Raw genomic sequence first — 21,123 nt, 5'->3', positions numbered from 1 at the left:
AAAATGAGATAAATTGCATTTTCAATCCTTTTAAACTTCCCTTACTTACGACATATCACGAAACTATTCTCTATTTAACGGCTATAGCAACAGCAAAGAAATTAATTGCCAGCTTTTCTTAAATAAGGTAAGAGCATTTGCGCCACCCTGTTATATCCTTCGGCATTGGGATGTAAGCCATCCACAAATAATTGTTCATTTATTTTTGCTCTGTAAAGCAGCGATTTGCCTACGTCTGCGTATTTTACATGCAACGATTTAGATAATTCTTTGATGCCCGAGTTTAGTTGTAAAACCCTGCTTTCTTGATTTCTACGTGGAAGTATACCCAATAATAAAATATCACTTTGGGGTTGTCGTCCCTTAATACCCTCTACGAGCAATTTTAACCCTTCGAGAATTTCGGTGTTCGAATTTACGCTCAGGTTATTGGTTCCAATTAAAATTATTACCTGCCGGGCCGTATAGCCGTCAAGTTCATCATGGTACACCCGCCATAAAGCATTTTCAACCCTATCCCATCCAAAACCAAAATTCCGCACGCCAAGGGGAGCGAGATATTTATTCCACGAATCGCTGCCCCTGCTTATCGGTGCCGCGGGCTTGCCCCCCCAATAGTGAGTGATTGAGTTACCGATGAAAACAATACAAGGTTCCGCGGCTTTGTTTAGGCCCAATTGTTCGTTATGCCTGCTTTGCCAGTCATAGGTATTGGCATCACGGTTTTGTGTACGTGGCCTGGTAGTGCTTAAAATGCCAACTGGTTCATTTAATATTTGGCGTATAATTTTTTCGCTCGCCTCCGCATAATGCATCATACCAAGATCTGAGGGATGAGTGCCGTCAACCGTGCAATCAATAGTTTGGCCAATGGCTTCTTTGGATAAGAGATAAATGCCATCTATACCCGCAGCTTTCAATTGATTAAAGGCTGCCTCCTGTATGACATTAACATCAGCATAAAGCTTTTTCCTGGTCGTATCTATCTCAGCATCCGCGTAACCATCGTGCTGAATAAGAAGAATAGGCGTAGTCTTCTGCTGCTGTCGCAATTTAGTCACCGCATTCAGAATTTTATTTTTGATCACTTCTGGCGTAAACTCGCCATAGACAAGGTTTGGCAAGCAATCTAAAATGAAGATTTTAGCATCTATTTCGCTCATCAGGTCGACAATTTCACTATCAAGCCTGGCGTTACCAGAAAAGCCCAGATTGATCAATGGCCTTTCCATTTTCCGGCTGAGAATAGATGTCCAGGCCATCCCCGGTCTTGATGCAGCAGCACCCTGTACTATTGAGGTGCCGTAAACAACTATTGGTTTCTCTTTTGATAAAGGTAAGGGCACAAATGAAGTCTCCTTGGGCACACCTATCTGCAACCATTCAACTGTGTTATATAGTGGCAGATATAATTTGTATCTTCTTCCATGCTCATGATAGGCATCATTGGGATTAAGCCCTTTAAACCGGAAGGTGATCGTATCTCCAAAGGTATATTTACCAGCGGCCCAAATCCAGTCTCCATCACTGTTTACTGCATATAGGTCCACCCCACTTACTCCCGTAGCTGGCATGTGTGGAAAAGCCTGGCCGTTTTTTACTCTATACCTTACAACAATCTCTGAGCTGTTCGCCATAAAAGAAACCGATAAACCCGCAGCGTCATGTGATAACTCCCATACCCTGGGGCGCACTATTTTTTCCGCCCGGGCCGGCAGCCTGTCATACGGATTCTTAACTTCCTGAGGCCATGCCTGCCCTTCAATAACCGGGACGTCATTTTTAGCAGGATCCCACCAGGTATAGTTCCCGGTTTCTTGTGCATGAACTAACGAGCACTGAAAAACCAAATACGATATGATGACAAATAACTTAACATTCATATTTACAAGTGATTAAATTCTTGATTCAAAGCAACTACTTTTTTGATACGACGAAATGATAAGTGCCCGAACCCAGAGTAAGCGCCATATAACCGTTTTCTGTTTTCATTTCAGTAGCAGAGGATAATGCAGCACCACTTTCTGTTACTTCATTGGCATTAGTTGAAGGAACAAAAACTGTTGCCGTAGTATTTGCGGGAATTTCAACGTCCATAAAAATTTTATCGTTCTTAAGTATCCAACTGCTGCTTAGTTTACCATAGTAGGTTTCCAAAGTTGCTGAAGCGTAGGTAAATCCTCCGCCGATATGAGGCTTTATTTTAATGTGCTTATATCCTGGCCCGTCATCATAATTATCCAGCCCGGCCATAACCCGGTACATCCAGTCGCCAATAGCGCCGTATGAATAGTGGTTAAATGAATTCATGGCAGGCGACTCAAAAGTGCTATCGGGTTTTATACCATCCCATCTCTCCCAAACGGTTGTTGCACCCATTTTTACCGGGTACAACCACGATGGGTATTCCTGCTGCAGCAAAAGCTTATACGCTATATCTGTATACCCAAAACGGCTTAAAACATGGCACAGGTAAGGCGTGCCCAAAAACCCCGTGGTAAGATGATTATCGTAACTTTTGATATTTTCAACCAGGCGCTCTGCCCCTTGCTGCCTGAGATTTACAGGCAACATATCAAACTGCAAACTAAGCACATAAGCGGTCTGAGTGCCGGAAACCAGCCTGCCATTGGCAGTTACATATTCTTTTACAAATGCCTGTTTTACTTTTGCCAATAAAGTCTCATCAACAGATATTTCTTCGGTATGGCCCAAAACCTTTGCCGCGTTTATTACCAGCTGGATGGAATTGGCATAAAAGCATTGCGCTATCAGAAACTTATCCGTCACGGCCGCCTTTCCATACTTATCATCATCCGGATGGTAAAATAACCAGTCGCCATAATGAATTCCAGTATTCCATAAATTATTGTGGCTGCTATTCCGGATAAATTCAACCCATTTTTTCATGCTGGGATATTGCTGTTCAAGCACCCTTTTGTCGCCGTACGCAACATATAAATTCCATGGAACAATACAGGCGGCATCGTCCCAACCGGCCGACCCGGATCTGCGTTGGCCCAATATATCCGGTATAACAAAGGGGACGCTGCCATTCGGTAACTGGTCTGTGCTGACATCTTTCAGCCATTTGGCGAAGAAATTATCGACATTCATGTTAAAGGCCGCGGTTCTGAAAAAAACCTGGGCGTCACCGGTCCAGCCCAAGCGCTCGTCGCGTTGCGGACAATCGGTAGGCACATCTATAAAGTTGCTTTTTTGCCCCCACTGAATATTGTGCTGTAATTGGTTAATTAATGGATTTGACGAACTGAAAGTACCTGCTGGCCGTAGGTCTGAATATAAAGCCGTTGCTGTAAAGTTTTCCGGGCGCAACTCGCCGGGATAGCCCTCAATCTTGATATAACGGAACCCGTGCCATGTGAAATGCGGTTTAAATATCTCAACTCCGCCCCCATTTAAAAGGTATGTATCCTGGGCTTTTGCCGCCCGCAGGTTGTCGGTGTAAAAGTTTCCATTCTTATCCAATACCTCCGCATGGGACACAACCATCTTATCTCCTTTTTTTCCGTTGACTTTAAGCGTTACCCAACCAGCCATGTTCTGCCCAAAATCAATTACGTGCTCACCGTTTGGAGTTGTGAATATTTTTACCGGCTTAAAGTGCTCTTGCTCTTTTATCGGTTCATTTACCGTGGCAACCAATATATCGATAGGGTGATTGGTAACCTTCACACTGTCCCACCGGGTATCATCATATCCAGGCAATGCCCATCCTTTTTTTTCCCGCCGAGCGTCAATTATTTCACCATTATAAATCTGCGAGTAAAGGATCGCGCCGGTAGATGATCTCCAGCTATTATCAGAAATAATTGTTGATCTCGTCCCATCAGCATATGTAATTTCCAATTGAAAGAGCAGGGCAATATCTTTACCATACATATTCTCTTTATTCTTAAAACCAATAATGCCCCGGTACCATCCATTGCCAAGTGTTGCTGCTATAACATTATTGCCTTTTGCCAGCATATTTGTCACATCATACACCTGGTACTGTAACCGTTTATTGTAGGATGTCCATCCGGGCGTAAAATAAGCATCGCCAATCTTAACTCCGTTTATTTGAGCTTCATACAAACCATGCGCAGTTATATAGGCGATTGCAGATAATATCTTTTTATTGACAGAAAACGCTTTCCTGAATAAGGGACTTGGGCGCATCACGCTATCTTCTGTAAAGCCTGGCTCTATCCATTTAGCTTTCCAGTCACTCCCATTTAATAATGCCATCCTGAACGATGCGGTGTCGCTAAGCGCAGGTCCTTTTTGATAATTATCCCAGACCTTAACTACCCAAAAGTACTTCTTCCCGCTTTGCAGGGGACTGCCTGCATACCATATAAATACAGATTCTGCACTCCGTACTTTACCCGAATCCCAGAAAGCTTTTTCTTTTGCCGAAGTGAAGACCTCTATCTGATATGCAACCTGGAAAACGTTCCGTTTTTTACTTGCCAATTGCCAGCTAAAACGTGGTGCTCTCTGATCTAACCCGATCGGATTGATGCGATTTTCCGTCAGGAGCTTACAAACCGAAAGCTGTGCAAACGAACACGAAACGATAACCAGCACATTTATAACAAGGCATATAATCTTTTTCATAACGCGCTAAAGAACTGCTTTTTGCATCTTGGGTATTATAAAATGTATAATTACCCAGGCCAGCATAAACGAACTTCCGCAGATAATAAAAATAATATTGTACCCGGCGACAATGTTACCGGCACCTTTATAGAAATCAAGAACATAACCAATAAAGAGCGGAAAAAGCACGCTGCCAATAGCACCGGCCATTCCCCCTAAACCAACTACTGAACTAATGGCTTTTTTTGGAAACATATCCGGAACTATAGCAAAAATATTAGCGCTCCATGCCTGGTTTGCAGCAACTGAAATACTTATTAGTGTTACAACGGTCCATATATTGGTGGTAAATCTTGAGAGTATAATCAGAATGACACATATTGCCGATATCAGCAAAGCAATTTTCCGGGCCCTGTAAACGGGATATCCTTTTTTAATCAGCCATGAGGAAAGATAACCCCCGCCCAAACTGCCTAACATAGCCCCGGAGTAAATAATTGCCAGGGGCAAACTGGGCCTTTTAAGATCAAGATGAAAATAGGAACTAAAGTAAGAGGGAAGCCAGAACAAGAAAAAAAACCATATAGGATCCGTAAAAAACTTACCCGCGATAAACGCCCATGTTTGCTTCAATTTAAGCAGCCCGACCCAGGTTACATTCCCGGTAATAATGCCTTCATTATCCTCATCGTCACTATTAATATAATCAAATTCGGATTTAGTAAGGCGTTTTTGTTTTGAGGGTATTTCATAAAAAATCAGCCATAAAATCAGCCATATAAAACCCAACGATCCTGTTATTAGAAATGCCGCCTGCCAACCATAAACCGCTAATAAGAATGGAACCAAGATAGGCCCAACGCATGCCCCGATATTAGAACCTGAATCCAATATGCCAATTGCAAGCGCTCTCTCCTTTTTTGGAAACCACTCTGCTGTTGTTTTGACACCTGCCGGGTAATTTCCGGATTCTCCTAGACCAAGAAAACCCCTCACCAATCCAAATCCTAAAGTACTTTTAACAGCGGTATGAAGCATTGCTGCAATACTCCAGAGGGTTATTGATATGGTATAGCCCATCTTGGTACCAATTCTATCAATTATTCTTCCGTAGGTCAACTGGCCAAATGCGTAACAGGCGGTAAATGCCATCACAATCCGGCTGTAATCCATTTCAGTCCAGCTAAAAACTTTCTCTAATTCCGGCTTAAGTAAACCGAATATTTGCCTGTCGATATAATTGATTGTGGTTGCGGTAAACAGAAAAAGACAGACAATCCAACGGTAATTCTTGATTTTCGATCCTGACATATTTTATTTATATTTTATTTGTGCTTGGTGAAAATATCCCCGCAGCTTTATTCCTTATTTACTTTGGAATTCCGGGGATCCACCGTTGAGCGTTTTTATAGTATATTTTATCAATCACCTGGCGCGGTAGTTTTAAACCATTAAACTCTCCTTGAACTTCAGGTGCTTTCATTTTTTCATTGGTTGTAAAAAATCGCCAATGCCTTAGCCAGGTTTCATGCGCATGTTTTCTTAATCCTTCCACGGTAGCTATGTGCTCATTTACAATATCCATTGCGTCATGCCGCATATCTGTTCCGTATAATATTCTGTCCTGGTACTTGATAAAAAAATCGTGTACACGCTTCCAATTCGTTTTTGCCTGGTATTGCAGATGAGAGATGCGCTCAGCCATATCCACCGCCATATTGGGATATTTATCCAGTGTTTTAGCAAGTTCGTCTACGCTCCACTCCAAAGACCCTAAATGGGCCCCGATAAATTTCAGATTCGGATTTTTTTGCAACATATGATCCCTTACTTTCAGGTAGTACTCATACGATGGCCGGTCGGGGTGCAAGTACATATACTCTTCCGGATGTGCGGCAGCGTAGTCGTGGTTATTTTTTACAGTCATTTTATCCAATGGAAGCCATGAATTTTTATGCTCACCTAAATGACCGATAAGGGGAATATGATTAATCGCAAGAAAGTTAAAAATGGTATCGAACCTCGGGTTATCGACAAAAACCAATTGATTATTTTTATCCCGCAGCTGCATTCCCACATTCTTCCATACTTTAACTGCAACCGCACCCTGGGCAAATGAATTCCTCAAATAGGCAATAACTTCACTTTGCCAGCCAGGTTCATTGTAGTTTTTTAAAGAGAATGTCGTCGCATAGGCAAGGCGGCCGGGATGAGCCTTAATCAGCTTGATGGCAAAATCCTGCTGTTGTTCAATGGGGTCGCCAGGTGAGCTATATACATTAATCGTCAGCATCCTAAAATTGTCTGCCTCGGCCTGGCTAATAAATGCTGTATCTAGATCCTCTGTCAGGTGTACATGGGAGTCGATCTTTTTAACCGACTTAAAATCGCCGACAGTATAATACTGCCCACCCGGTGCATCTTTTGCAGGTTTGGCTATTTTCTCCTGGGAGTAGCTTTGAGCAGACATTAAAATTACCGGCAAACTCAGGCAGGTAAGCTGAGCGATCGTTTTAAATATGGATGCAGCGCTAATCATATATTGAACTTGTTTGATATTAAATTCCACTCTGCTAAATCTATATTTTGATGAATACCTTTTTCCTGAACATATACCAGCATAGATACCACTCAAGTAAAAATGTTAGTGAGGATGCAATTATCCCGATCAGCAATACCGGCAGATGGGCGGGCGTTAGGAAACCCGCCGCTATCTTATTAACATATTCGTTAATTCCGCCGGAAATTGTTTCGATAAAAAGGTAAATGAACAATGAGTTCATCCCAACTACGGTGACGAGCCATGCGTATTTGGTATGCCCTTTTATATCATTCCACCAGTATAAAAATGCAAGTGCGATCAGGCACCATCCGCCCGAAACCAGGACAAATGAAGTTGTAGCAATCCTTTTAATAATAGGTGTAATGGTGGCTCCTTCGAGGTATCCCGCAGCCAGCAAAATGATTCCGGCCAACAACAACCGCTTCAATTTTATTACGGCTGGTTTAGTTGACAACAAGAGTGAACCGGCCATCATTCCCCAAATAGTGTGGCAGGCTGTTGGAATAAAATTGATGGTAACCCAACCACCTTTACTGATCTTATGCACCAATAAAAGATCGATGTAATTTCCGAAGTTATGCTGATCGGTAAACGGCTGATTGAAGCCGCTTACATTGGTAAAACGATATAGAATTTCGGTTAAAACCAATAAAAAAAGGCTGAAAATAATTTGTCTCTCAATTGACCAGCGAAAAATAAGGAAGGCAATCAAGGTTGTAAATGCAAGCTGAGCCAAAACATTCCATAGCTCAAAGTTTAACCCGTCGGCCTTTATTATCCTTGTCCAGATGCCCCAGAATAACAAAAGAGCGGATCGCTTCAGCGTTTTTATAAACGACTGTCTCCAGGGCACCCCCTGTTCCCGCTGCCGATGTAATGAATAGGACATAGCAGCGCCGGCGATAAACATAAACCCAGGCTGAATAAGGTCCCAAAAACGGAGACCATTCCAGGGATGATGAAAAAATTGCCGAACAACAGCATTAAGGCCAGAACCGGTTGTAGCTGCGTCTAATTTTTCATATAAAGCTGTTCCTTCGAGCATCAGCAAGATCATGATGAACCCACGCATAAAATCGAGGGAAGCCAATCTTTGCCGGGGTTGAACAGTAGCAGTAGGATCAGACATGGTCGTCATTCAAGCTTTGACACTCTTAAATTTTGATGAATATTTTTCGTTTGTATAAAAAGTAGCAGATATACCACATCATACCCGACACAACAAGTATGGTGGCTATGGTAATAGCGTCAGGGCTTATCCAACCAAACAGCCGGTTTGTAACCGGTTTGGTAAGATTCATCAGCACAAGTCGCCCCCCTGAATGCCAGAACAGGTAAATAAATAGCGGGTTGATGCCAACAATTGCAAAAAAAGCTGTGCCCTTTTTTAAATTGAGCACATCAATCAGCAAATAAGAAACAGCAAGGCCAACAAAAGCATACCCTCCGCTCAGTATGATAAATGAACTTGTGCATATACGCTTGATAACAGGAATATACATGCCAAGCGCGCACCCGGCGATAATACCTGCAACACCTATGATCAGCAGCACGCCCACTTTTTTTCGGGGCGTATAATCTTTCATTAATATCGTCCCTGCAATTACCCCCCAAATGGTATGCGCTGTTGTAGGAATGGCGTTAAATGCAACCCATCTATCTTCGCTTAGCCCCCCGGTCAGGAAAATATCGAACCAGGATCCAAAATTATGGTCGGCAGTAAAAGGCTGATTAAAGCCCTCTACTGGCCAGACCCTGTAGATCACATCGGTTAAAACAATTAATATAACCGAAACCAACAATTGCCATTGTATGGCTTTTCGCATTACCAAAAAAGCAATAAGGTAGGTAACTGATAGTTGTGCCAACACGTTTGTAAAAGAAGATTTTGTTTCTGAAGACACCAGCCAACCGAGAAAAAGCAATAACAGCGAACGCCGCAAAACACCCCTGAGCGACTTGCTCCAGCTTTCACCCTTAGCCCATTTTCTTGAAAAGGAGAATGGCATTGCCACACCGACAATAAACATAAAAAAGGGTTGAATAAGATCCCAGGCGGTAAGCCCTTGCCAGTAGGCATGGTCCATTTGCCTGCCAATGGCGGCAACGATCTGATTACTGCTGACCGGATTAAACAACTGGCCGTAACCCGACACCAACAAAAACATGGTTAACCCACGAAAAAAATCAATAGAAAGTATGCGCTCGTGATCAGGGTTTAGTTTGTCCTGGTTAGTCATTTTTACTGATTTTCTTTTTCAAAACAGACTCAATAACGGGTAACATTTGCTCAGAAAACCGCAACATGCCAACATCGTTGGGATGCACCCCATCCGCAGTTCCTTCATGATCATACCCAATTAATCCATCTCCTTTTTTGTAATATAATCCCTTAATCCCTGATTCCTTAAGCAACTCAAAGGCTTTTCTCAATTCCTTTCTCTTATCATCTATGTTAGCCAGGCCATCCTTATTAAAGTAGCTATCTTCATAATAAAACCCTTCCACCAATAAAACCGGGATCAGTGGCCTTTTCTCTTTTAAAAGCCTCACCACCTTTATTGCACTGTCGCAAATAATTTCCTTTTTTGAATTTGGGGTACAATCTATAATATACAAAGACGCGTCAACCTCGCTCATTGCCGATGCAACTGACAAGTCAAATTTCCCCTCACCGCTAAAGCCAAAATTGATAAATGGGATATCCAATTTTCGTGAAAGAATATTAGTAAAGGCCATCCCGGGCCGCGAGGCCGCTGCTCCCTGGGCAATGCTGCTGCCATAGTATATAACCGGTTTCTTTTCGATAAGATATTTTTCAACAGGCTTCGAAATATCTGCCGTTCCATTTACGCCAATAGAAAGTGAATCCACCCCATTATACAAAGGAAGGTTTAACAAATATTCTTTGTATCCTCCATCTCCATTACGCAGCAATATAAACTGGTTCTCCTTATGTTTTGGTTTCCCGGTGTTGACATACTGCCAGCCTGCAGCGGTGTTACAATACAAATCAACCCCGTCGGTGCCGATAGATCCGGCCTCTTTTGATAGCGGATCAATTTCCCTTAAGGACCACCTTACTGCTATAAGGGTTGCGTTCGTTCGGAACCGGATAGCAATACCTGCCGAGCTCAAACTCTCTTCCCAAACCTGGTCTCTCAAAACACCCTTATATCGTTGCGGAAACCGGCGATAGTTTTCTTCATTATGAAACCTGCCAATCACTGTGAATTGACGGCCGTCATAAAAAGTCAGCGTATCTGCAGCAATACCATTTCCGGATAAACACCATGCATCAGGAGCAAAAGCTATTATAACTAAAGCAGAAAATATTACTTTCAAATAAACATGTTGCATCCGTTTCATACTTTGCGGGTTCCCTTTAAATACCAATTTTTATATCTTATTAAAGCTTCCACAAAATAGTAATCTGCATAGGTTAATGGCACATCCACTTCAGATCTAAAAGGTAAGGCGCCAACACTATGCTTTAGCAAAAAGCCGCCATTGGTACCCAACTTAGCAAGGTATAAAGGGGAAGAGAGCGTCTGAATTATTTTCTCCGCCGTTGCAATATACTGTATCCGAAGCTGCCCCTTTGTATATCTTCCCAATTCAAGAAAAGCGGATGCCATTACAGCAGCCGCTGAAGCATCGCGATAGGTGTTAGGAATCCCCGGTGCATCAAAATCCCAATAGGGAATCTTATCAGCCGGGAGATGCGGATGATTGAGTATAAATTTTGCGATATGCTTTGCCTGGGACAAGTACCGTCTATTTTTAGTAAAGCGGTACATCATAGTATAACCGTATAATCCCCATGCCTGGCCTCTGCTCCACGCGGATGAATCGGCTGCGCCCTGCCTGGTGATCTTACGCATCACCTTCCCTGTAGATAAGTCATAATCAATTAAGTGATAGGAACTGAAATCAGGGCGAAAATGATTTTTCATCGTTGTATTCGCATGGTTTACAGCTATCTCACCCAACCGACTCTCCCCTCCATTTTTGCTGCTCCATTCCAATAATTCGAGGTTCATTAAATTATCAATAATTACCGGGCACTTATACATGGCAGAAGAGTCCCACGATTGAATTGATTTAATAGTTGGACGATACCGTGATGCCAAAGATTTTGCGGCAGTCAGTATAGTTTCTTTATACTGCTGTTGTTTGGTAATACGGTATGCATTACCGAAGCTGCAAAATATTTTAAACCCAAGGTCATGATTGCCCGAATTAAATGCCTCTCCTTTTATAATTGTCATTCGTTTCTCTGCTTCCCGTTTTAATGCAGTATCGCCTGAATACTCATACAGATACCATAGTGTACCAGGGTAAAACCCGCTACACCACCATTCCGAATCGCTTGTTATCAACTTACCTGTTGCCGCGTCATAAGTTTTAAGCATTTCCCCAGGTGGTAAAATATGTATCAGCGATTTGTATTGTTGCACAGAAAATTCCAGGTCCGCAGTCACTAACTTCCGCATCGATTCCCGGGATATTCTTTTTTGCGCAAACGATACAGAACAAATTGATATTAATATTCCAGATAATATAAGCTTTTTCATTCGAGCAATTTGCCAACCCATTTAAAACTATTAAGGAGCGGTATACCACAATAAACCTCTTTTAATATCCCGGGTTTTGCGTAAGTAAAGGATCTACTTGTATATCATTTGTCGGAATGGGCCATAAATAATCATTATCACTAAAATTGATTTGATAATCAGGAAGACTTTCTTGTTTCAGAATATGTTTTCTTATAAGGTCAAACCACCGATCTATTTCAAAGCATAGTTCATAATCTCTTTCCATAATCACCTTATTATCAAACTCAGCCATGGTCATGCTGGTAGTAGCTAAAGGGTCCTCCGAATTTATTACATGTCCATTTGCCCGGTCTATCACCCGGTTAATAGCGTCAACAGCCTTTTGCGAGGGGGCACCTTTGGCCATATTGTCGGCTTCAGCAAAAATCAGCAATACATCGGCAAAACGAATAATAGGCATGCTCACTACAGAGCGACCGGCAGCAAAATCTGCGGGGGCATCATACTGAAACTTCTTAACCCCCGGCCAGTAATCGCCAAGATCATAGTAGAGAACCCCGTTTAATGTGGTTTCTATAAAAGCGTCCTTTCTGGGTTGTTTTGGATAGGCTTGTTCCCAGGTAGGTTCAGCGCAAATATCTCCAAAACCCCTCATATCCGACCATATACGCGGATCGGGTCCCTGGTTCTGAGCGTTTGAGTTGAAGCTCCACATCATCTCCGGGCCATATTGATTAGCAACAGAGAATAATGTAGATATGTCCGGCACAAGCGAATAATTTGCACTATCAATTACTTCCCCGGCCATTTCGGCCGCCTTTGCATAATTTTCCGGTTTATTTAACGGGAAAGTAGCCATTGTAAGGTAAGCTTTTGCTAGCAAACCTTTAGCCGCATCCCTGGTTGGCAACCCCCGCATATCTGCTGAGCGTGTTACCGGGAGCTTGGCTATTGCATCTGTAAAATCACTAATAATCTGATCATAGACCTGTTGGACCGTTGAGCGTGCCATTTTCACATTAACCGGATCGGGCGTATCTTCGGTAATGAGTGGAACGCCTCCGAATATTCTCACTAGCATGAAATAATTGAAAGCTCTGAGAAATTTACCCTGACCCATCAAATCATCTATTTGGCCCTGGTCTACCCCAACCAACCCCTTCTTCAGAGCTTTGATAGCGGTATTGATGTTTAACAAAGCAGAATAATGGGCGGCCCATAGTTCGGCTCCATAGTTCTCCGATATATTCAAATCCCCCCTTACGATCTGATCATCCTGGTTAAAATCATCCATATACGCCGAGTAACCCTGGTTGCGGCTCCATAACAAGCTCATAGAAGCCGTATAAGCAGACTGTATCTGGGTTGTGGTAGTGTAAAAATTATTGGGGGTAATAACACTTTTAGGCTCTTCCTGCAATTTTTTACAAGATGATAAAAGTATAAGAATGGCTACCAACTGAAAGCCAGTCTTCTTAGTAAACAAATTTAAATTTCTCATTTCTGTAACTATTTATAATGAAACATTTAAGCCGACATTGAAAATTTTAGATTGCGGGTAGGTACCAAAATCAGATCCAAACTGGGCATCGTTACCAGTGTATGAACTTACTTCCGGGTCGCTGCCTTTATATTTTGTGATCGTGATTAAATTTGTGGCACTTACATATACCCGGAGATTGTTTACATGAAACCGTTGTGATATCGCCGCAGGCAGGTTGTAACCCAAAGTGATATTTTTTAAGCGCGCATACGATCCATCCTCCACCCATCTGGAAGTTCTATTGGCGGAACTACCAGGTATTTTTACGGTACTAACCAAGCCAGAAGCAGCTCTTGTCGCCTGGTCAATTATTGCGGGGATAGATGAGTTCTGATTTGACGGCGACCATCTGTTCAAAAGATCAGCGCTGGTTCCTCCCGGCGATTCAAGAGCAATTCTGGATATGTCAAATATGCTGTTGCCCTTCGATCCTTGTATCAAAAAGCTGAGATCAAAATTTGAGTAGGTAAACTTATTTGTCCATCCAAAAATGAATTTCGGGGTGGAATTACCGATAACTTTTTCATCCTTTGAATTGATGATGCCATCGCCATTCAGGTCGTCATAATGCGGGTCACCGGGCAACTGCCCATATTTGGCGGCGTCTGCCGCCTCGCTTGTTTTCCAAACCCCTTTGTACCCATAACCAATCATCTCACCATACGGCTGACCCTTTACCAGGTACATAAATACACTATTAACACTCTGCCCGCCGAAACCACCTGAGGCAAAACCGATACGGTCCACGCCGCCCAGGTCTATTACTTTAGCCCTGTTTGCTGAAAAAGTTAAGCCTGTATTCCATGAAAACTTCCCTACAAATGGATTCCCTGAAATTGAAAACTCGATACCCCTGTTACGGATAGAACCAACATTGTCGAGAATAGAAGATAACCCCGAGTAAGATGGAAGAACTCTCGGAAGCAACAGGTCAGTGGTAAGTTTATTATAATAATCAAAAGTGAACTCTAATCTTCCATTGAATATCGACATGTCCAATCCGGCATCAGTTTGAGCTGTTTTTTCCCACTTAAGTTTAGGGTTAGCGGTAGAGGTAATCGAATAACCCAGATTTGATACATCAGTTCCATCATACGGGTAATTAAAGCCTGAGCTAATATGTGCCAAAGTTTGATAAGGATTAATGGCCTGGTTACCTGTAACGCCATAGCTGACTCTGAATTTTAAATCAGAAAAGATATGAAGATCTTTAATAAAGTGCTCTTCTGAAGCTCTCCAGGCTACCGATCCCGACGGGAAGTACCCCCATTTGTTATCGCTCCCAAATACAGATGACCCATCAGCCCTTATGCTGGCGGTAAAGAGATATTTATTGTCAAATATATAATTTATCCGACCAAGGTAGGAGTTGATAACCCTTTCTGATGAAGACGAAGCAGTGGTTACAGTATTTGCCCCGCCTACATCAAAAACACCTGTCTGTTGTACCGCAAAATCGCTGGCATTGATCGTCGAATTGAAATCTTTAGTATATTTCTGTTCGGCAACAGCGGTAATGGTAAAATGGCTTTTGTTTATTGTCTTATCATAGGTAAGTATATTGGAATTCTGAAAATAGGTGTTGTTATCTGCGAAAATATTCCCGCTGCCATTCTTGGCTAACCCGGTAAATGTTTTGTTATTATAAAAGCTGTAGTCATCTATATTGGTCAGGATAGCGCCACCGGTAATTTTCAGTGTTAAGCCTTCCAGCAGCTTAAATTCCAGGTAGGCATTAATATTATTATGTATCGTACCATTATTAATTATAGGCTCCTTCGCGCTGGCAACCGGGTTCCAAAGCGTTGGGTTGGCATATCTTAGCGCTGCGGCACTGTAATTACCCACTGAATCATACACAGGTATGGTTGGTGAGAACCTGGGCGCCGCTATTACCGGGTTGGCGGGGTAATTAATGCTTCCGCCAAATAAAGCTGAGTTTGATTTTTCTTTGGATGTTGACAAATTCGCGCCGAAGCTAACCCACTTAGCAATTTCCGCTCTAAAATTCCCACGTATAGAATAACGGTCATAGGCAGAGTTGATGAGGATACCTTCCTGGTTTAAATATGCGCCAGACAGCAGGTAACTAACCTTCTCGCTACCACCGCTGACAGACAGTTGGTGATTTTGGGTATAAGCTGGCCTGTACACCTGGTCAACCCAGTCGGTTCCGCCATTTTGCTGAAATGCTGCGATTTCTGCATCTGAAAAAATTGGCTGAGGTTGAGCGCCGTTGCCATTTTGCGCTAAACGCACCTTATTTATTTCCCTGGCATAGTCGGCTGCATTTAGCAGTTTTGGTTTGTTATTAAGGTTGGCAACACTACCATCAAACGTATAATTAATCACTGCCTTTCCTTGCTTGCCCAGTTTGGTTGTGACCAATATAACACCATTGGCACCCTGTGACCCGTATATGGCCGTAGCAGAAGCGTCCTTTAGAATTTCAATAGACGAAATATCATTGGGATTTAGTGAATTGAGGTTACCACCCTGTAATCCATCAATAACAATAAGAGCACTGTTGTCCCCATTTATAGAGTTTGATCCGCGGATACGAATTACCGTGTTGCCCCCCGGAGATCCGTCTGTATTCTGAACAGATACACCCGGTGCACGCCCCTGCAAAGCCTGGTCAACCCGCTGTGTCGGAAGTAATTTTAAGTCCTCGCCCTTTACCCGGCTAACTGACCCTGTCAGATCACTTTTTTTCTGTGTGCCGTAGCCAATTACCAATACCTCACCTAACTGAGAGGTTAACGATTTAAGCGTTATCACATATTGACTTTTAGAACCAACTGTAAGCTGACTTTTCTCATAACTGACAGCCGACAAAACCAGTACCGAACCGGGAGCAGCGGATATAGAAAACCGGCCTGCTGAATCAGTTCGGGTAGCCAAACTTCCATCTTTTAAGGTAACGGTAACATATGGCACGCCATTCCCATTTTCATCTTTTACAATGCCCGAAATGGGTTTCGTTTGTGCAAATAGAAGAATCGGTATGACAACAAGCAGGATGCTTGTTATGACTTTCCATTTCAAAATGCCATTTTTTAATGGAGGGTGAGTAAAGTGTTGCATGGTCAAAAGTTTTACAATTAAGTATTAGGGTTGATTTGAGTATAGTTTATTGGCTACTGCTTTCTTCATTCAAAATTTTTATTGCTTAACGTGATTGGATTGTAGCCATTCCGACACTTTCCTGTTCATTGCCAGTTCATACCAATACATCCAGTCGGTATTATAAGTACTGCTTGCCAGGTGAGCGTGAAGGTTTGAGTCTAACTTGTAACCGGGTGGTCTGGCCATAACCCGCGTTACAGCAAAGACCTTTTCTAGCCGAGAGCGGATCACTGGAAATTCACTTTGATAATCTCCAATCTTGCGTAATACCCGGTTCTTGTCATCTAATGTCGGGGCGTCATCGTACTGCTTAAGCAGGAGCAATAATTTTGAAGAATAGGCCTGCAGCTCATTTATCTGCGCGAACACCTCAAGGCTGTACTTATTTCTTCTCGCCAGTATCAGGGCTTCTGCTATCCGGTGTTTTACAGTATCACACCTAGAAACCGCTTTCGCAGCCTGTTTTAACCGGTCTTGATATAACAAGCTCCATTGACCACTTTTGGATTTGTCGGGCATGTCTACAAGCTTAAACGACTGGTGATAGTTCTCCCTATCGCCATTAACTATAAAGGCTGTATCCCAAACGCTTACCGCTTTTTCTAAAATATTCTGGAACTCATACTGTTCTCCAGCCAATTTGGGTGAATAAAACCGGTGCCTGAAGGTGGCATGAACAACTTTCTCGCTATAATCTTTATCATTCCAGCTAAACCAGGCAAAATCATGCAGACCGCGCCAGGTAGTTTCGAAGTGGGGCGAACTATCGTCCCATACGGTACATAATATTCCTTTTAATTTCTTCTTAGCGGTAAGCTGGCAAAAGTCTTTAATTGCTTGAAAGTTTGATTGGTTGCGTTGCAACATGGCATAAGACATTTGTGCCGATGTCGCCGCCATTACATCCAGGTTGTGCGATTTATACCAATCAAGCGCTAAGATGTTACCGGCAGAGGCTGGAGCCTCGTAATTCCAGCGCATGTAAATGCAGTTCCGGGGGAAAAGGGGAATATTTTTATCCAGAATGCTCCTATTTTTCTCCCAAAGCTCATTTACCTGCTTAGTACTTAAAGTAGAATCCCAGGTTGTTTGGTACAGGCCGCCTAATTTGAACACCATATCGTCCCAAAAAATAGGGATCCGGCGATGCTCCCGCGCAAAATCTGTCACCTTTTTTAACCAGTACATTTGCAGCTCGAGCGGGCTTTTGCCGGAAGCCTTAGATCGTTCAGATTTTCCCAACGCCCCCACTTCATCACCACCGACATGCAGGTACTTCCCATAGGGCGTGGCCTTTATAGCGTCTTCATACATCGAAAACTGGAGCTCGTAAGTCTTTGGGTTAAGCGGATCAAATACCCAATCCGAAGCCGGGTTGTCACGCAGACGCTTATAGGCATCGTGTTTTAATATGAAAGATGCATGACCCAAGCCCTGAACAAGCGGGCTTATTTCAATAAAGCGATCTTTGGCATATTTGCTTAATGCGGCAAATTCTTCGATAGAGATTGCATCAGCTGCCCCAACCTCTTTTGCCTTTTTGTATTTCAGCTTATCTTCAAATTCAAAAATGATATTGTTTACCTTGATTGCTGCTAAACGATCAATGGTTTTGTAGTAGTAACTGCGCGCATCCAGGTGGTTTTTCAGATCGATGTGAACAGCTCTCACGGGCATAGCCGGATAGTCCATTATCCTGCAGGCCGGAATCGGGACATTCTGGTCGTGCGCATCCTCCAACAATTGATTCAAAGTCTGCATCCCGTAAAATAGCCCGCTTCTGCTTTTAGCTTCGATGACCACCTTTTTGTTTCTGACTGAAAGAATGTAGCCTTCATCTGATGGTAGTGCGAGTTCTTTTTTAAGTTTTAGCAAGAGAGAACCCTTTGCCGGGATGCTTACGCGTGGAAATTTGCTTAACAAACCCGGTATAACCAGTCCCGTGCCGGAGTTATTAAAACAAATGCTACGGATGTCAGTAGATAACAGCCCTTCTCCATTTAATAGTTGAACAGTTTGAGGACGTGGCAGAAGCTTAAAGTAATGATCGAAAGTGTTGACCTCTTGCGCGGCGCATACGGAACACAACAATACGGACAATGTCAATATTATTATGTGGCGGACATGCTTTACTTTTTTGATCATTTTGCTTAAGTTTTCTAAAACAGGTTTACAATTTTTATTCTGAAATATTAAGCTTCATAATTTGCAGTCGCTGTATAACGAGATGCATCATTTGACAGCAAGGAAGCGGACAGCGTTTCCAGGAACAGATCACAGCTTCGATGCGACGATAAAATAGTTGCCGGATAAATATTGCTTATTGGTTCTTCAAGGCAGTTTTTAACCGCTTTTGCTTTGCGCAGATCCGGAACTGAACAAATAATATGTTTGGATTTCATGATCTGCCGAACTGACATACTGATAGCCTGCGTAGGAACTTCATCCATGGAAGAGAACCAGCCTTCATTCATTTGTTGCTGTTTACAATCCTCATCCAGTTGATCAATAATGATATAAGGCGCATTGGTTTCAAAATCAGCCGGAGGATCATTGAATGCCAAATGGCAGTTTTCACCAATACCAATTAAGGCAACATCTATGGGATGGTCGCTAATAAGCTTATTCAAGCGTTCGCATTCTGCTTTCGGCTCTGATTCGCCGTCAATTAAATAGGCTGCTTTTAATGGTGGTAATTTGTCAAGAAAAAGTTCTGTCAGGTATTTTCTGAAGCTTGCTTTATGTGATATCGGGATATTAATATACTCATCCAGATGAAACATAACCACCTTATTCCATGCTATTCCCGGCGCCTTGATCAACTGCTTTAATGTTTCGAATTGGCTGGTGCCTGTTGCCAGGATGATGTTGGCTGTGCCACGCCCGGCTATCGCTTCCCGAATGTGTTGTGCCGCTGCATTGCCCGCAATAACGCCTAAATCCTGTGCATTTTTTTCGATGTAAACTCTCATAAAGATGACTCGTATTTTTTATTTATAAACTATTTTACATAACCCTTCCCGTAGCCTGGTTTCTAACCTGCTTTACTGGTGATGGTATTAAATTTCAGCTGTCTTTTCAGGCCGCACTCATACCATCTTATTAACTCTGTTTTAATTAGCAGACATTCCGGTTAGTCTACGAAATGTCGAAAGGCTTATTAGATTGCCATGCCCCACGCGTAAAGTCCGGAACCTCTATTGGCTTTGAGCCATTTGCGACAGACCATTCACTCAAAGGGGCAATCGAGCTCCAAAGAGCGGCATCGTAAACATCATGGTCTACCGGAAGACCATTACGCAGACAATCAATTAAACGCCAATCTGTTAAAAAGTCCATCCCCCCATGGCCGCCAACTTTTTTGGCCAATTCACTCACTTTTGCGATAGATGGCAGCGTGTATTTTGCCTCTATTTCTGCAAAAACCTCCGGCGAAACCCATCCTTCATGACTGGTTGAGATTTTGGCCGGCCCGGCATCGCACTGAATGGTTGCTTTGGTACCACTAATGAGATACCTCGATGACTTAGGTCTTGGTGAAGAGGTATCATGCTGCAGCATAATTGTTCTTCCCTTTGTCGTCCGTATGATGGACGAATTCATATTGCCCCGAAAATGTTTGTCGACATACTTATTATACGAGGCATCTTTAGCAGCCAATTCTACGGCTATATCATGTAAAGTAAAATCATTGGTGCTCACTGAGGTTAAAAAATCCATTTTATCGCCACAATTGATATTCATGATCTGGCAAATTGGCCCCAATCCGTGTGTGGGATACAGGTTACCATTGCGATGGGCATTTTCGTCCAGCCGCCATAAACCAGGTCGCTGAATGGGGTCAAAAAGCGACCTTGCAATGCTATGAATGTAAGCGCCTTCTCCGTGAAGTACTTCTCCGAAAAAGCCCTGACGCGCCATATTAAGCGTCAGCAGCTCAAAAAAATCGTAGCATTCGTTTTCTAGCATTACGCAATGCAGCTTGGTTTTTTCTGATGTTTCTACCATTTGCCAGCATTCGTCTATGGTTTGCGCTGCCGGAACTTCAACGGCAACATGTTTACCATGCTCCATCGCGTAAATGGCCATTTGTGCATGCCAATTCCACGGCGTGCAGATGTAAACCAAATCAATATCGCTTCGTTCGCATAACTTTTTCCATTCGTGGTCATTTCCCGAATATAAAGCGGGGTTATTTGGCGTTCCCTTTAGGGCTTCTTTTGCCAACTCCACTTGCTTTGCTTTAATGTCACACAAGGCTCTAACCTCTACCCCTTCAATATTAAGTATACGAGGAACAGCCTCCGACCCCCTGCTCCCTAACCCGATATACCCGATCCTCACTTTACCGATTTTTGGGGCAGCATAGCCATGCATATTAAAGGCCTGACTGCTCTTTACCCCGTTAAAAGGATTACTCGTAATATCATCGGCAATTGCTAACCGAGGCAACGCTGCACCCACCAATGCTGTAGCAGCTATGCCAGAATACTTAATAAAATCTCTGCGGTTATTTTTCATGTATTAGCTATATATTATAGTTGAAAAACATTTAAATAGTATGTGCTTCTATTGACTTGCGAACGTTTCTATAATCCCAAAAACAGATGTCTGTTAATTTTATAATTGCCAGATCACGTGTTATTTAATACGGTCTTAACACCTGTCTGAAGTAAAACTAACAAAAAGCGAATCACCTAGAGAGGGTTTGTCCGAATAAATCA

13 protein-coding genes are annotated in these 21,123 nt (G+C 42.7%); all 13 read right to left on the bottom strand.

What is annotated here, in order from left to right:
* Positions 1 to 101: 101 nt before the first annotated feature.
* A complete protein-coding gene (locus Q3A68_RS19230) occupies positions 102 to 1,883 on the bottom strand; it encodes an SGNH/GDSL hydrolase family protein (RefSeq protein WP_302902754.1) in 1,782 nt (593 codons plus the stop codon).
* A gap of 34 nt (positions 1,884 to 1,917) precedes the next feature.
* Positions 1,918 to 4,623 (bottom strand): alpha-L-rhamnosidase, encoded by a 2,706-nt coding sequence (locus Q3A68_RS19225; RefSeq protein WP_302902753.1) that lies wholly within the window; start codon positions 4,621 to 4,623, stop codon positions 1,918 to 1,920.
* A 6-nt stretch (positions 4,624 to 4,629) separates the two neighbouring features.
* A complete protein-coding gene (locus Q3A68_RS19220; RefSeq protein WP_302902752.1) occupies positions 4,630 to 5,916 on the bottom strand; it encodes an MFS transporter in 1,287 nt (428 codons plus the stop codon).
* A 58-nt stretch (positions 5,917 to 5,974) separates the two neighbouring features.
* Positions 5,975 to 7,144 (bottom strand): amidohydrolase family protein, encoded by a 1,170-nt coding sequence (locus Q3A68_RS19215; protein ID WP_302902751.1) that lies wholly within the window; start codon positions 7,142 to 7,144, stop codon positions 5,975 to 5,977.
* Between the two features lie 40 nt (positions 7,145 to 7,184).
* A complete protein-coding gene (locus Q3A68_RS19210) occupies positions 7,185 to 8,297 on the bottom strand; it encodes an acyltransferase family protein (protein ID WP_302902750.1) in 1,113 nt (370 codons plus the stop codon).
* Positions 8,298 to 8,322: 25 nt separating this feature from the next.
* Entirely contained in the window at positions 8,323 to 9,408 is a 1,086-nt protein-coding gene (locus Q3A68_RS19205) for an acyltransferase family protein (RefSeq protein ID WP_302902749.1), read from the bottom strand.
* Entirely contained in the window at positions 9,401 to 10,537 is a 1,137-nt protein-coding gene (locus Q3A68_RS19200) for an SGNH/GDSL hydrolase family protein (RefSeq protein WP_302902748.1), read from the bottom strand. Before Q3A68_RS19200 ends, Q3A68_RS19205 begins: the two co-directional genes overlap by 8 nt.
* Positions 10,534 to 11,664, bottom strand: coding sequence for a glycoside hydrolase family 88 protein (locus Q3A68_RS19195; RefSeq protein WP_302902747.1), 1,131 nt, complete (start codon positions 11,662 to 11,664; stop codon positions 10,534 to 10,536). The genes Q3A68_RS19200 and Q3A68_RS19195 overlap by 4 nt, the downstream gene beginning before the upstream one ends.
* A gap of 142 nt (positions 11,665 to 11,806) precedes the next feature.
* Complete coding sequence (locus tag Q3A68_RS19190; RefSeq protein WP_302902746.1) at positions 11,807 to 13,228, bottom strand: RagB/SusD family nutrient uptake outer membrane protein; 1,422 nt, start codon at positions 13,226 to 13,228, stop codon at positions 11,807 to 11,809.
* A 12-nt stretch (positions 13,229 to 13,240) separates the two neighbouring features.
* Entirely contained in the window at positions 13,241 to 16,357 is a 3,117-nt protein-coding gene (locus Q3A68_RS19185) for a SusC/RagA family TonB-linked outer membrane protein (protein WP_302902745.1), read from the bottom strand.
* Positions 16,358 to 16,435: 78 nt separating this feature from the next.
* Positions 16,436 to 18,544, bottom strand: a complete 2,109-nt coding sequence (locus Q3A68_RS19180; protein WP_302902744.1) for a glycoside hydrolase family 20 zincin-like fold domain-containing protein — start codon at positions 18,542 to 18,544, stop codon at positions 16,436 to 16,438.
* 47 nt (positions 18,545 to 18,591) lie between these two features.
* Positions 18,592 to 19,371 (bottom strand): glucosamine-6-phosphate deaminase, encoded by a 780-nt coding sequence (locus Q3A68_RS19175; protein ID WP_302902743.1) that lies wholly within the window; start codon positions 19,369 to 19,371, stop codon positions 18,592 to 18,594.
* A gap of 166 nt (positions 19,372 to 19,537) precedes the next feature.
* Positions 19,538 to 20,920: a Gfo/Idh/MocA family protein gene (locus Q3A68_RS19170; protein ID WP_302902742.1), complete on the bottom strand. Its 1,383-nt coding sequence runs from the start codon at positions 20,918 to 20,920 to the stop codon at positions 19,538 to 19,540.
* Positions 20,921 to 21,123: the final 203 nt, after the last annotated feature.

It is taken from the genome of Mucilaginibacter tolerans (assembly GCF_030519375.1).
In the GTDB taxonomy this organism is placed as follows: Bacteria; Bacteroidota; Bacteroidia; order Sphingobacteriales; family Sphingobacteriaceae; genus Mucilaginibacter.
This window is presented reverse-complemented; position numbering and strand designations above follow the sequence as displayed.